We start from the raw sequence: 14,610 nt of genomic DNA, 5'->3' as shown, positions 1-14,610 counted from the left end.
CTAGCAAATTCCTGAATAGCTCAGTTGGTTAGAGCATCTGACTGTTAATCAGAGGGTCGCTGGTTCGAGCCCAGCTTCAGGAGCAAAAATTAAATAAAGCCGGCTTTTTAGTCGGCATTTTTTTTATACATATATAACTATATCGATGAGTTTAGTAATCGTAGGAACAGTTGCTTTTGATGCCATTGAAACTCCATTTGGTAAATCAGATAAAATAGTGGGCGGTGCTGCCACATACGCAGGTTTAGCAGCTTCGTATCTTTTCCCAGACGTAAAATTAATTAGTGTTATTGGTGAAGATTTTGGTGAAGAAAACTTAAATATCTTAAAATCTAGAAACATCACTACCGAAGGAGTAGAAATTATTCCTGGAGGTAAATCATTTTTCTGGGCTGGAAAATACCACAATGATATGAATAGTCGGGATACCTTGGTTACCGAATTAAATGTATTAGCAGACTTTGACCCTAAAATACCTGCTTCTTACCAAGATTGTGAGTATTTGTTATTAGGAAATTTAACCCCTGCAGTACAGCTAGCAACTTTAGAGCGTTTGGAAAATAAACCGAAGTTAGTGGTGTTAGATACCATGAATTTCTGGATGGATGTTGCCTTGGACGGTTTATTAACGGTATTAAAGAAGGTTGATGTTTTGACGATTAATGATGCTGAAGCTCGCCAATTGTCTGGAGAGTACTCTTTAGTGAAAGCAGCAGAAAAAATCCTTCAAATGGGTCCAAAATACCTCATTATTAAAAAAGGAGAGCATGGTGCATTGTTGTTTGGGGAAGGTCAAGTATTTTCTGCTCCGGCTTTGCCATTAGCTGATGTTTTTGATCCTACAGGTGCTGGCGATTCATTCGCTGGTGGATTTATTGGCTACTTAGCTAAGTTACAATCCGTAAACTTTAACAATATGAAAAATGCCTTGATTTTCGGATCGGCTTTAGCATCTTTCTGTGTTGAGAAATTTGGAACGGAAAAAATACAAAATTTGAGCGAGGCTGAAATTGCAACACGAATTCAACAATTTGTGCAATTAGCTAAATTTGAGATAAGCGAATAATAGCTTATCTCAAATTTAAAGCAGTAAAAAAATATATTGTACTAGATTTTATTTAGACTTCAAATAAAATCACAATTTTAGCGATGAAGTGGGAGTTTATTCCACTTCATATTTATAAGCCGACAAAGTTTTCTTCATTGATTTTCTCGCCACGTGTATGCGTGTTTTGACGGTACCTATAGGGATTTTCAAGTGATCGGAAATCTCATGGTATTTATACCCTTCGAAATACATCGTAAATGGGATGTAATATTCATCAGATAGTTTGGATAAGGCATAATGAATATCTTCGATAACAAATTTATTTTCCCCTTTATTTTTCGTCGCAGACACGACTAAATTTGTTTGGGAAATTTCATCCTCTTTCGTGATAAAAGAATTGGTTTTTACTACCCGACGGTAATTGTTAATAAACGTGTTTTTCATAATGGTGTATAACCATCCGCGAAGATTTGTTCCATCTCTGAAATTTTTAAAATACGTGACTGCCTTGAGCAACGTATCTTGCACCAAGTCATTAGCATCCTCGTGATCGCGTGTAAAGTTTTTAGCATACATTTTCAACGATTCCGATTGCTGAATAACTAGGGCATTAAATTCATGTTTGTTCATACAATTAGCGATTATAGTATAGTTAAATGTTCTAGCAAACATTATTCAATAATTTGTCTTTATTATTGAATATGAGTGTACGCTATAAGGACAATAGTTGTGCTGAAATTTTCGTGAATGGTGGAAAATTTGGAAAATTTTTATTGAATTTCGTTATAAGAAATCAAAAATTTAAAAATCTATTACGTCTAAGTATGAGTAATCTTAGTTATTTTAGTTATAGCTAAAAAATATAGTCGTTACGAAAATGTGGAAAACTTTTACAATATATTTACTTCCCGATCTAATTTTACCCCAAATTGTAGGTACACATCGTCTACAATTCTAGACGATAAATTAAAAATCTCATTTCCAGTGGCTTCGCCCGCATTTGTTAATACTAAAGCTTGATTTTTCCACACGGCTGCTTGTCCTATCTGTTTTCCTTTCCATCCACAAGCTTCAATAAGCCAACCTGCAGCTAATTTATATTCGTTGTTGTTAAGGGGATAATGTACTATTTCTGGAAATTTATGCTGTAGCTCTAAGAATTGCTCTTGAGAAATGATCGGATTTTTAAAGAAACTTCCTGCATTGCCAACGGTTGATGGATCAGGCAATTTTTCAACACGGATAAAAGAAACTACTTCTGCGACGTCTTTTATAGTCGGCTGTACGATATTTCTATGGTTTAATTCGGAGGTTATAGCACCATAACTTATGTTGATGGCTGCATGTATGGGTAGTTTATAGGTTACACTACAGATAATGTAGCGTCCTTTCCATTCTTTTTTGAAGATGCTATCTCGATAAGAAAATTGGCAATCTTGATTGTTGAACGTGACGAAAGCTCCAGTTTGTGTATCAAAAGCACTACAGGAGTAAAAGATGTGCATGAGTTCTTGCCCATAGGCTCCAATGTTTTGAATAGGGGATGCACCTACTGTGCCAGGTATTAAAGCCATATTCTCCAGACCCGCAAAATCATGATGAATACAATACCAAACCAGGTCATTCCATATTTCCCCGGCTGCAGCTGTTACGTAAACGAAATTACCTTCAATGAAATGATGAATACTTTTATTACGCATATGAACAATAAGACCATCGTAATCTTGGGTAAATAAAACATTGCTTCCTCCACCTAAAACAAAGAATTTTGAAGAAAATGCTCCTGTATTATACAATGCTGGTAGCATCGTTTCATTTTCTATGGAGATATATTTTGCGGCGTTTGCCTCAATACCAAATGTATTCAGGGGTTTAAGTGGGAATTGTTGTTGGATTTCGTTTTTCATTTTTTTGACCGAATCTTTTAAAAGTTCGAAAAAATCAGCTACCTTAGTTATATGGCTGTAAATATAGGGAAACACAGTTTTATTATCGAATTTAATTGTTCATGGCTAAGAATACAGATGCTAAACGTTTAAGGATTTTAGAAGCAGCAAAAAAGCGATTTGCACATTATGGTTTAGCGAAAACGACCATGGCAGAAATCGCGCAAGATTTAAGTTTTTCTAAAGCACTTTTATATTATTACTTTCCGGATAAGAATAGCTTATATGCCGCGGTATTGGAAATGGCCAATGAAGAGGTGTTACAAGAGTGTGCTGTCATTATTCGAGAGGCTACCGATGTCATGTCTGCATTAGAGGATTTTTTAGATGTGCGTTTGCGTATTATCAAGGAAAATTACAACATTTTCGAGTTTCCATTTTCATTGCGAAATGATATGCCTGTAGATTTGGAAAATATTTTACCTGTATTATTTGAAAAGCAGATTCTACAAGTTCGAGACCTTCTGGAGAAAGGCATTGTGAATGGAGAACTGAAGCCTATAGAAGATTTGGATTTAACGGCAAAGTTATTGCAGATTTCTTTATTGGGAATGCGGGTAGGGGTGCTAAAAGAATATAAAAATATATTTTTCCCACCTTCCAAGGAAGAATTTGATTACATCCTTACCTTACAAAAGAAATTAGGTAAAATCTTTATAGATGGTTTAAGAAAGTAATTTTTGTTGAACAATATGTTGTACAATCTGTTCTGCATGTATCCTCGAATTTTCTATAAACCATAGATGCGTATTTAATCCACCACAGACCACCCCCGCTAAATAAAGATTGTTGATATTGGTTTCCATAGTTTCCGGATTATGTGTCGGAATACAAGCATCATCTTCTTGCAAGTCAATACCAATCTTTTTCAGAAATTCAAAATTTGGCCGGTAGCCGGTTAAGGCTAAAACAAAATCATTGGGAATGGTTCGTATTTCTGATGCTGTTTGAATTTGTACAGAATCTTTTGCTATTGCTATAATAGAAGATTGAAAGTAAGCTTTAATTTCTCCAGATGCGATTCGATTTTCAATATCTGGCTTTACCCAATATTTTACTCTGGGACTAATTTCTGATCCGCGAATAACCATGGTAACTTGGGCACCTTTACGGAAGGTCTCCAATGCGGCATCTACTGAAGAGTTGCTAGAGCCCACTACAATTACATGTTGCTTAGCGTAATAATGCGGATCATCGTAATAATGCTTTACTTTATTCAAATCTTCACCAGGGACATTTAAATTCATTGGAATATCATAAAAACCTGTGGCAATAATGACATGTCTAGCGATATAATTTGATTTTGTGCTTTGCACATAAAAAAGCCCATCTTTTTTAACAACTTCCATAACTTCCTCAAATAATTTGGTGTTTAACTGAAATTGCTGTTCTATGCGTCGGTAATATTCTAAGGCCTCACTACGTCTGGGTTTGGGATTGGTGGTGACAAAAGGAGTATTCCCAATTTCTAGCCGTTCAGAAGTAGAAAAAAAGGTCATGTTTACGGGATAGTTGAAAAGAGAATTTACCAAACAGCCTTTTTCAAGGATCACATGAGTTAGTTTATTTTTTATCGCTTCTATGCCGCAAGCCAACCCGATGGGTCCGGCTCCAACAATCAATACATCGATGATTTTATCCATTTATAGCTGCCATTTGTTCCTGTTCTACAGATTCTTTTTGAATCACCTCTAGCGTGGATTTGTATAAATCTGCTGTTATTTTATTTAAAAATTGCAGTTGTTCTGTAATTAACTTGGATTCTGCTGGATCCAAGGTTTCCACCGTAAGTTCGGGGAAATTCTTTTCTTCTTGAAAGCTAATGTCATCCTTTTCCATGACGGCTTCAATAGACTTGGCTAAATTAGAAAGTATTTTCTTTAATAACACCACATGCTCTTTGGTATAATTACTGTCTGTAGCCTCGTTAATACTGGTAAGTAGTGTAGCACCGTAGGAGGAAAGGATGTGGTTTAATATGACAATTTTATTTACTTCTTTCGTGCTTTTTTGTCTCCATTTGGGTTCCGAAAGCATGCGCTGAAAAGTAGATCCCATATTGGCAGAGCTGATATAGATTTCTTTTCGAGTGAGTTTGTAATTGGTTACCGATATTTCTTCGCCGGCCAATAAATGAATCGCTTGTGCTAAATATCGATAATTCGCTATCAATAACTTTCGAATATTGCTTTTAATTTGGAAACTTTCCCAGTTGGGAAAAATAATGTAGCTGGAAATAAAAGCGATCATTCCTCCTAGAAAAGTGTCAAAAATTCGTTCTTTGGCAACATCAACAGTGTTCACTCCTGAAAAGCTTAACATGATTAAGACATATGGTGTCATGAATAGGACAGCCATAATGTAATTCACCCGAAATAAGCTATATGCGGTGAGAAAGAAGAAAATCAGTAGAATAAATCGAATGACTTCGGAATGAATCGTCATGAGCACCAATGCGCCAATAACACCCCCGATCACCGTGCCTAATAGCCGTTGAACATTACGCTCTTTGGTTAAGCCAAAACCAGGCTTTAAGATCACCATGATGGTGAGTAAAACCCAAAATGACCCCATATTTCCTGCATTGAAATCGTTTAGATTGAGAATAATGTAGGTGCCTGACATGACAATAGCCATGCGCAAGGCATGCCTAAAAATACTGGAATCTAAGGCTAAATTATTTCTGAATTTTTTCCATTCAATATGTTCGGTCTGAATAAATTTATTTGCTTCTTCAATTTCCTGTTTCTGGATTTGATTGGGACGAATAACCGAATAATTGTAAATGTTGTGAATAAAAATGCTGATGCTACGAATGCTGATTAAAATCTTTTTTAAAGGGATGGTATTTAAGCCTTCGCGATGATCAATTTTTTCAATGGATATTAAAAGGTGATCGATATCTTCATTAAAATCATACATCGGTTTAGGAACCCTATTTGCATTTAATTGATAGGCTAAATGATCTAATTCACTGGCAATTTTTATCAATACTATTTTAAAATCTTTTAAAATACCAGTATGCCCATATACTTTTCGTATTTGTTCATAATCGTAATGTGTAGTCATCGCTTGTTCAAATAAATCGACTACATCGTTAAAGGTAAGGGTTAGAAAACGACCTATTTTGGTGGTGTCTTTGATGGATCTTTTTGATTGAAACAATAAATCACGCACATTTTCTTGGTGTTCATGCACGACGATCTGCTTCTCAATAAGCTTACTGTAGTTCTCATCAATCGCTATGCGGGTATCGTAAAACTTGGCTCTTAATCGTATAAAATCGGCGACATGCCGAATGGATTCGGAAAGTTCTTGTTGAGCGAGCCGGTATGGCCGTACTTGGGTGATGGAAAAACTAATGAGCATGTACCACAAACCTCCTATGGTAAAGTACAGAAGAAATAGCCACTCTTCTTCCAGCGTTTTAGAATCCTCGATATTAATAAGCATAATCAGGATGCCCATGGATCCTACAGTTGCCGCACGTGCATTGAATACGGCAAACATGGAGTATATAAAACAGAGTCCTCCAAGGAGGATCGCCATTAGCCACATATTCGCATTCACGAGCACGGTAAGAAATTGTGTAGCAAGACAAATGATAAAACTCGCTATCATCCCTGTACGTCGATGACTCGGTGCTCCAGGGGTATCGGATAAACCAACTAATAGTGCACCAAGGGAAATATAGGTGCCTAATAGAAATTTTCCTAGCGTTGCGCAGATGAGAATAGGTACAATACAGCCTATGGTGATGCGTAATCCATCAGCAAAATACTGCCCGTAAAAAAAATTGCTTATTTCTTTCGTCTTTTTCATTACTTTACGTTGCAAAGATACATAAGCCTATACGAATTATCGGTCGAAAGACGATTGAATTTTATAATTATTCTGAATAAATTCATCTATAAAAACGCAATAATATTTGTAAAATTAATAATGGAATTATTTGAAAAGTGTAAAAATTACAATTAGTCTGATAAAAATGTATTAATTTGATACCTTTGTACCCAGCAAATCCTTGCTAATGGGATTTATTACATGATACTAAATTATAACTATGAGATTAAGTCAGAAAAAAGCTGCCTTTCAAAATGAAGTATTGACAAGATTTGATTTATTCAAAAGTCTATTCTTAACATTGCCATTTCAGCGTGTTAAGCATACAGGAACCTTATTGCCTTTCTTTACGACCCATTGTGAAAAGGGGGTAGAGGAGCATCAATCTCCTGAAGTTATCATTGAAAGTTTTTTTGGACAATATGAGCAGTACGTGCAAGAAGATGATCGTTTGGATTTATTATTCCGTATTGTACAATATGTGGAAAGACAAGTTGTATTATTTGATGCGGTAGAGGATTCTGCATTTAGGGCTGTAGGAAAAAGCGACGAGACTGGTGGTATTGAATCCATCTTTAGAGTGGCTCAATCCAATCCGCAAGTAAAAAAACAAATCGTAGAACGTTTAAAGGAAATGTCTGTTCGATTAGTTTTAACAGCACATCCTACGCAATTCTATCCTGGTCCTGTTTTATCTATCATAAATGATTTAATAGATGAATTGAAGAAAAATGATATTCCTCAAATTCATTTGTTGCTCCAACAATTAGGAAAAACTCCTTTTATCAATAAAGAAAAACCTACACCAGTAGATGAAGCAATAAGTCTTGCTTGGTATTTAGAAAATGTATTCTACCGTGTCGCTTCGGAGATTCAAGCGAAAATAGATAACGAACTAGAGATCTCGGCAGATGATACCAGCCAACTTATTGAACTTGGTTTTTGGCCAGGCGGAGACCGTGATGGGAATCCGAATGTGACTTGGGAAAGTACGAAAAAGGTAGCCACCTTATTGAGGACGATCTTATTCAGGTGTTATTATCGTGATTTTAGAATCGTAAAACGTAGAATTACTTTTAGAGGGGTTGAAAAATATTTGGACAACCTTCAAAACTTGTTTTATGATAATAGTTTCAATCCGAGTGAAAACCCAATCGATGAGACCGAAACAATTTTATTTAATCTGTCGGAAGTAATCCGTGTGCTCAATGAAGATCATAATGGTTTATTTGTGGAATTGGTAGAAGATTTGAAACGTAAGGTTCAAACTTTTGGTTGCTATTTCACAACCTTAGACATTCGACAAGACAGTAGCGCTTTACGGGATACTTTTGATTGGCTTGCAGCAACTTATCCTGAAGAAACGGGAATTGATATTACGGCAGTTAAAGGAAATGAAGATGCAAAAGAGAAATCTATCCAATTTACCGAAGCGAACCTAGCCTTGCAAGGTACCGTAGATCCTTTGGTAGAGGATACCATTAAAGTGATTCAACTAATTAAAGGTATACAAGCTTCTGGTAGTGAGCGTGCAGTTCAACGATTTATCATCAGTAATTGTCAAAAAGCATCTGATATTTTAGGTTTGATGCAATTATTTTTATGGCAAGGTTGGAGTAAGGAAGAGCTGTCTATGGATTTTGTTCCTCTATTTGAAACGGTAGATGATTTAAAACATGCTGCGGATGTGATGCGTAGCCTATATAGCAATCCGGCTTATGCAAAGCATTTGAAAAAACGGGCAAATAAACAAACCATCATGTTAGGCTTCTCAGATAGTACCAAAGACGGGGGCTATTTGATGGCTAACTGGTCTATTTATAAAGCTAAAATTGAATTAACAGCCATTTCAAGGGAATATGATGTAGACTTGGTGTTTTTTGATGGTCGTGGAGGCCCTCCAGCACGTGGTGGTGGTAAAACACAACGTTTCTACGCATCTATGGGTAAAGAAATTGAAAACAACCATATTCAATTGACGATTCAAGGACAAACCATCAGTAGTCAATATGGCTCCTTAGATTCGGCGAAATATAATATTGAACAACTGCTTCATGCGGGTATTATTTCAGATCTTCATCAAAAGGTGGGAGATACTTTAACTCCAAAACAAAAAGATGTTATTGATCACATGGCTGCAGAAAGCCATGAAAAATTCCTAGCCTTGAGAAAACATCCTTTGTTTTTGAAATACTTGGAAACATTAAGTCCTTTAAAAGCGCTTTCTTCGATTAATATTTCCAGCCGTCCTGTAAAAAGAAATTCGGACAGGGAGTTACGCTTGGAAGATTTAAGAGCGATTTCTTTTGTGACTTCTTGGAGTCAATTGAAGCAAAATATTCCGGGATTTTATGGGGTAGGTACGGCTTTGCAATGGGCTGAGGATAATAACCTATGGTCTTATGTGAAAAACTTGTACGAAACTTCTGGTATGTTTAATACCGTGATTGATAACTGTATGATGTCTATGACAAAGTCTAACTTCAATATCACGACTTATATGAAAGAAGATAAACAGTTTGGTGAATTCTGGACGATGTTAAAAGATGAATACGACAGAACAAAATCCTTCTTGTTGAAGTTAACAGGTATGAATGAGTTGATGGAGAATTATCCAGTAGAAAAAGCCTCTATTATGGAGCGTGAAAAAATTATTCTTCCCTTGTTAATTATTCAACATTATGCGATTCGTTTGTTGGAAAATAAAAAAGTAAGTGAAGAAAATGCTGAAGTTTATCGCAAATTAATTGGCAGAACAATTTATGGTGTCGTAAATGCTGGTAGAAATTTAGCTTAGATTGAATTTGAATTAGGCAGAATTGATCATAAATAGGGATATTTTTATATTTTTGTTTTGATTTTAATAAATTAATGTGATGAAATTAAATACTTTATTTGTTACGGCCATTTTGGCAAGTACTACGCTATCTTCTTGTGTTTTCAAAACTGCAGATGAGAATCAATTGAAATATACGCATACTACTTTGGTTGATGGAGATGCTTATGTTATTTTGAGAGAAGTAGGCTCAATTGCTCCTTATGAATTGGATTATGCGAAACACGTTGCAACGGTAGGTAATGCACAGGCAAAAGATGCTGCTAACAAAGTATCAGCATTTTTTAGTGAAATGATTCCACAAATGGATACGCTAGGGGTAAAACTACATTTTGATTTTCCTATTCTTGGTCAAGAGAAATTTGTTGCACCTTCTGCACATGCTGCAGTAACTGCAGCTGTTGAGGCAGATTCAACGGCAGATTCTACAGCTGTTCATGCACATCATGACCATGCTGGAGCAGCACATGGTACAGGTTATTCTGATGCGGGTTATTTGCAACATGCTCAACATCAAGTTGCTATTGTTAAAAAACAGTTGGGAAGATTGTCTCGTAATACAAATGTAGATTTAAGAAATTTTGCTCAGTCTAAATTAGAATCTGTAGCGGCATTGTATACTGCTTTAGGAGGAAAAGAAGATGCACATGGGCATCATTAACATAAAAGATCTGAATGATTGAAAATAAGATTGTTACAGGTATATTGTCGTATGGAATGTCCGGAAGGGTGTTCCATGCGCCGTTTATAGAGGTTCATCCGCAGTTTCATTTTCATGCTATTGTGGAGCGTACAAAGAAAGTTGCGCAGGAATTATATCCTCAGGTGATGAGTTATGATTCGGTGGAAGAGCTTTTAGCCGATGATGCGATTGAGTGCATCATTGTCAATACACCAAACGACACGCATGTGGCATTTGCCGCTCAGGCATTGAAGGCAGGTAAGCATGTTTTGATTGAAAAACCTTTTGCGCCGACTGTTGAAGAGGCTCATTATTTATTTCAATTGGCTGATGAACAGGGTAAATTGATTATGCCTTTTCACAATAGGCGATATGATTCTGATTTTTTAGCCTTAAAGAAAATCATTGATGAAGAGTTGGTGGGACGTCCAATTGAATTGCACTTAAGATTTGATCGATATAAACCTGAAATTGGGGCAAAGGTATTTAAAGAAACTATTCGTCCTGCTGCGGGTATATTGTATGATCTGGGGTCTCATCTATTGGATCAAGCAATTTCGTTGTTTGGAAGACCAAAGTCAATCAGTAAAGTGAAAAATACCTATCGGGTTAATTCTTTAGTTGATGACTATGGAATGCTCATGTTGAATTATGCTAGTGGGGTCAATGTATACATCACAACGAGTTTATCGGTTGTAAATCCACAAGCTAGTTTTGTATTGCATGGTACGAAGGGAAGTTTTATTAAGAAACGATGTGATGTGCAAGAAGCTCAACTAATCGCAGGAATGTTTCCGAATGATCCTGCTTATGGATTAGAAGATCCGGCAGATGCAGGTGAATTGGCTATTGCAGTGGAACAAAGTCAAGTGGAATATTTTACCATTCCAGCCATTGCAGGTAATTATATGGCTTTGTTTGACGAAGTGTATGAATCAATCCGATTGAATAAGCCATATTTTGTAAAGAGAGATCACATTATCTGGCAGTTACAAGTGTTAGAACCGAGTAAATAAACAAGTATTTAATATTATGTTTACAATAAGTTAATGTAGTATTCTTAACATTGTATACATTTCAATTTAATATAACGTGAGATACGCTGCTATAGATATTGGCTCCAATGCAGTTCGATTATTGATTGCCGATATCATTGAACGAGAGAAAGAAGTTACCTTCAATAAAAATACATTATTACGTGTTCCACTTCGATTAGGGGATGATGCGTTTATTCATCAACACATATCCGAAGGGAAATTTGATAGCATGGTTAAAACGATGTCTGCCTTCCGCAATTTGATGGATGTATACAAAGTGACTGACTATATGGCCTGTGCTACTTCAGCGATGCGCGATGCTAAGAATGGCGCTGATGTGGTGAAAGCATGTCATGATGTTGGTATTGATATTGAAATCATTGATGGTTCCGTAGAGGCTCAAATTATCTATAATGTACACAACCAAACCAGTATGGATAAAAATAAAGTTTATCTCTACATTGATGTTGGTGGTGGAAGTACTGAAATTTCTTTATTTGCCAATGCAGAATTGGTTGCCTCCAAATCCTTTAATTTAGGAACCATTCGTATTCTGGATAATCAAGATAGCCCGGATACTTGGGACGAAATGAAAATATGGGTGAAGTCTATTACTAAAAACTATAAAAATATTTATGGTATAGGTAGTGGAGGCAATATTAATAAGTTATCTCGAATGGCCAATGAAAAAGCTGATAAACCTATATCATATGCTAAACTTCGAGCGCTTTATTTGTTTTTAAATTCGTATTCATTAAAGGATAGGATCAATTTATTAGAATTGAAGCAAGATCGTGCCGATGTTATCATACCAGCTTCTGAAATCTTTTTAACAATTATGAAGGTAGGTCATCTGAAAAATATCACTGCACCTAGAATTGGATTAGCTGATGGTATCATTCAAACTTTAATAAATAAAAACTTTCAATAAGGCTTCCTAAAAAATAATTGCATATTTTAAAATAAAGATTATTTTTGCGCTATAAATACCCAGGTGGCGAAATTGGTAGACGCACCATCTTGAGGGGGTGGCGCCTGAATGGGCGTGGCAGTTCGAATCTGCTTCTGGGTACCTTTATAACACAAAGGTCGAGATTATCTCGACCTTTGTGTTATAAACGGTTTGCCTTTACGGTAATCTCGGCAATATCCAATACTTGGATATCTTGTTCCTTATCTTTCATTTTGACACCATCACGAAGCATCGTCATGCAAAACGGACAGGCAGCAGCAACAACCGTTGCTTTGCTTTCCAAGACATCTTCTATGCGTTCCATATTGATGTCTTTTAGTCCGGGTTCTGGTTCTTTAAACATTTGAGCACCACCAGCACCACAGCACAGTCCATTGGATTTACAGCGCTTTAATTCTACTAAATCAGCATCTAAAATTTCTAATGCTTTTCTAGGAGCTTCGTATACTTCATTGGCTCTACCTAAATAACAAGGATCATGATATGTAATCCGTTTACCTTTGAATTCATGACCATCGGCAGGTTTTAATTTGCCTTCATCGATCAGGGATTGGATTAATTGCGTATGATGAATGACTTCATAGGTGCCGCCTAAACTAGGGTATTCATTTTTAAGCGTATTGAAACAATGAGGACATGCGGTAACTATTTTCTTTATTTCATAAGCATCCAAAACCTGAATATTCATCATGGCTTGCATTTGAAATAAAAATTCATTTCCTGCACGCTTAGCGGGATCTCCTGTGCAGCTTTCCTCTGTTCCAAGAATGGCATATTTTATACCGACATGCTGTAATATTTTACAGATGTCTCGGGTAATGCGTTGCGCACGTTCATCGAAGCTACCTGCACAACCTACCCAGAAAAGTAAATCTGGAACCTCACCTTTGGCTATCAATTCTGCCATCGTGGGAATATGTATTGCATTTTCCATAATCATTTTCTTTTATTGGTTGGTCCAATTTGCACGATCAGCTTGTGCATATTTCCATGGAGCACCATTGTTTTCTAAATTACTAAGCATGTTATTAATACTCGATGGTGCTTGAGATTCTTCCATCACTGCATATTGTCTTAAACCTATGATTATTTCCAAGGGGTTGATGTTGACAGGGCATTGCTCTACACAGGCATTACAGCTTGTACAGGCCCAGATCTCTTCGCGAGTGATGTAGTGGTCTAAAAGTGATTTTTGATCCTCTACAGGTTCTCCCTGAGCATTTGTGTTTTTCCCAACTTCTACCAATCGATCGCGAGTATCCATCATTATTTTTCTTGGAGATAATTTTTTGCCGGTGATATTAGCAGGACAGGCAGCAGTACAACGACCACATTCCGTACAGGTATAGGCATCCAATAAATTCTTCCAAGTTAGGTCTTGAACATCTTTAACTCCAAACCGACTAGGTTCTCCAGTTGGGGGAGGCAGACTAGGATCTAACATCACTTTTACTTCTTCTGTCACGGAAGGCATATTGCTAAATTCCCCTTTAGGTTCTAATTTCGAGAAATACGTATTCGGAAAAGCAAGAATAATATGAAGATGTTTGGAAATCGGCAAATAATTCAAGAAGGCTAATACCCCAATGATATGAAACCACCAAAAGAATCGCTCCACGATGATTAGACTTTCAATCGACGAAGGTAAAATGGCCGTTAAATATTGACTAATAGGGAAGGCGCCTACCGCATGATAATTTATTGCCCCCAGACCTTGAAGTTTAAGATCTGCGGCATTCATCAATAAAAAGGCAGCCATCAACAATATTTCAGCAGTCAATATTAAGTTGGCATCTGTTTTAGGCCAATTGTTTAATTCAGACTGATTTAGTCGAGGAACTTTGATGATATTTCGACGAATCATAAACACGATACATCCCAAAAGAACTAAAGCGGCTAAGATTTCGAACGAATAAATGAGGATATCGTAAAAACCTCCTAAGAAGGATAATACCCGATGAGTGCCGAATAAACCGTCGATCACAATTTCCAGCATCTCTATATTAATAATGCAAAAACCTACGTACACAAAAAGATGTAAGAATGCAGGAATGGGTTTTTTAAACATTTTCTTCTGCCCAAATGCAACCAATAGCATCGTTTTGATACGTTCTGAAGCACGATCTGTTCGGTTAATAGGCTTTCCTAAACAGATGTTTCTGTAAATCTTGCTGGCGTTTTTATAAAAAAGATATAAAGCAACAATGAGTAGGACTCCAAAAATTATTTGAGCAATCATAGTTTA

At 36.4% G+C, this 14,610-nt stretch carries 12 protein-coding genes and 2 tRNA genes; 8 read left to right on the top strand and 6 right to left on the bottom strand.

Annotated features, from left to right (window positions below; all coding sequences use genetic code 11):
• Window positions 1–9 precede the first annotated feature (9 nt).
• A tRNA-Asn gene (locus tag ACFRAE_RS01915) sits at window positions 10–83 on the top strand.
• Between the two features lie 62 nt (window positions 84–145).
• Window positions 146–1,066, top strand: coding sequence for a PfkB family carbohydrate kinase (locus ACFRAE_RS01910; RefSeq protein WP_422795423.1), 921 nt, complete (start codon window positions 146–148; stop codon window positions 1,064–1,066).
• A 96-nt stretch (window positions 1,067–1,162) separates the two neighbouring features.
• Here the strand turns inward: ACFRAE_RS01910 and ACFRAE_RS01905 are convergent, their stop codons facing one another.
• Both ACFRAE_RS01905 and murB read right to left on the bottom strand, forming a co-directional pair.
• On the bottom strand, window positions 1,163–1,678 hold the full coding sequence (locus ACFRAE_RS01905) for an RNA polymerase sigma factor (RefSeq protein WP_422795422.1): 516 nt from the start codon (window positions 1,676–1,678) through the stop codon (window positions 1,163–1,165).
• A 260-nt stretch (window positions 1,679–1,938) separates the two neighbouring features.
• Complete coding sequence (murB, locus tag ACFRAE_RS01900; RefSeq protein ID WP_422795421.1) at window positions 1,939–2,955, bottom strand: UDP-N-acetylmuramate dehydrogenase; 1,017 nt, start codon at window positions 2,953–2,955, stop codon at window positions 1,939–1,941.
• Window positions 2,956–3,056: 101 nt separating this feature from the next.
• On the opposite strand from murB, the gene ACFRAE_RS01895 reads away from it, so the two are divergent.
• Window positions 3,057–3,671, top strand: coding sequence for a TetR/AcrR family transcriptional regulator (locus tag ACFRAE_RS01895; RefSeq protein WP_422795420.1), 615 nt, complete (start codon window positions 3,057–3,059; stop codon window positions 3,669–3,671).
• On the opposite strand, the gene ACFRAE_RS01890 is transcribed toward ACFRAE_RS01895, so the two are convergent.
• Both ACFRAE_RS01890 and ACFRAE_RS01885 read right to left on the bottom strand, forming a co-directional pair.
• Window positions 3,660–4,637 (bottom strand): YpdA family putative bacillithiol disulfide reductase, encoded by a 978-nt coding sequence (locus ACFRAE_RS01890; RefSeq protein ID WP_422795419.1) that lies wholly within the window; start codon window positions 4,635–4,637, stop codon window positions 3,660–3,662. The two genes, ACFRAE_RS01895 and ACFRAE_RS01890, sit on opposite strands and share 12 nt — an antisense overlap.
• Entirely contained in the window at window positions 4,630–6,816 is a 2,187-nt protein-coding gene (locus ACFRAE_RS01885) for an FUSC family membrane protein (RefSeq protein ID WP_422795418.1), read from the bottom strand. Before ACFRAE_RS01885 ends, ACFRAE_RS01890 begins: the two co-directional genes overlap by 8 nt.
• Window positions 6,817–7,057: 241 nt before the next feature.
• Between ACFRAE_RS01885 and ACFRAE_RS01880 the strand changes: the two genes are divergently transcribed.
• The 5 genes from ACFRAE_RS01880 (at window position 7,058) to ACFRAE_RS01860 (ending at window position 12,464) form a co-directional block, all read left to right on the top strand.
• Window positions 7,058–9,634, top strand: a complete 2,577-nt coding sequence (locus tag ACFRAE_RS01880) for a phosphoenolpyruvate carboxylase (protein ID WP_422795417.1) — start codon at window positions 7,058–7,060, stop codon at window positions 9,632–9,634.
• Window positions 9,635–9,713: 79 nt separating this feature from the next.
• Window positions 9,714–10,334, top strand: coding sequence for a hypothetical protein (locus tag ACFRAE_RS01875; protein WP_422795416.1), 621 nt, complete (start codon window positions 9,714–9,716; stop codon window positions 10,332–10,334).
• A gap of 14 nt (window positions 10,335–10,348) precedes the next feature.
• Window positions 10,349–11,371, top strand: a complete 1,023-nt coding sequence (locus ACFRAE_RS01870; protein WP_422795415.1) for a Gfo/Idh/MocA family oxidoreductase — start codon at window positions 10,349–10,351, stop codon at window positions 11,369–11,371.
• Window positions 11,372–11,447: 76 nt separating this feature from the next.
• Window positions 11,448–12,323: an exopolyphosphatase gene (locus tag ACFRAE_RS01865; protein ID WP_422795414.1), complete on the top strand. Its 876-nt coding sequence runs from the start codon at window positions 11,448–11,450 to the stop codon at window positions 12,321–12,323.
• A gap of 57 nt (window positions 12,324–12,380) precedes the next feature.
• Window positions 12,381–12,464 (top strand) — tRNA-Leu (locus ACFRAE_RS01860).
• A 40-nt stretch (window positions 12,465–12,504) separates the two neighbouring features.
• Here ACFRAE_RS01860 and ACFRAE_RS01855 read toward each other — a convergent pair.
• Window positions 12,505–13,299, bottom strand: a complete 795-nt coding sequence (locus ACFRAE_RS01855; RefSeq protein ID WP_422795413.1) for a (Fe-S)-binding protein — start codon at window positions 13,297–13,299, stop codon at window positions 12,505–12,507.
• A gap of 12 nt (window positions 13,300–13,311) precedes the next feature.
• Complete coding sequence (locus ACFRAE_RS01850; protein ID WP_422795412.1) at window positions 13,312–14,604, bottom strand: 4Fe-4S dicluster domain-containing protein; 1,293 nt, start codon at window positions 14,602–14,604, stop codon at window positions 13,312–13,314.
• Between the last annotated feature and the right edge of the window lie 6 nt (window positions 14,605–14,610).

It is taken from the genome of Sphingobacterium sp. HJSM2_6, assembly GCF_049316305.1.
Lineage (GTDB): Bacteria > Bacteroidota > Bacteroidia > Sphingobacteriales > Sphingobacteriaceae > Sphingobacterium.
Note: the sequence above shows the minus strand (reverse complement) of the source record. Positions and strands in the feature narration are given on the sequence as shown.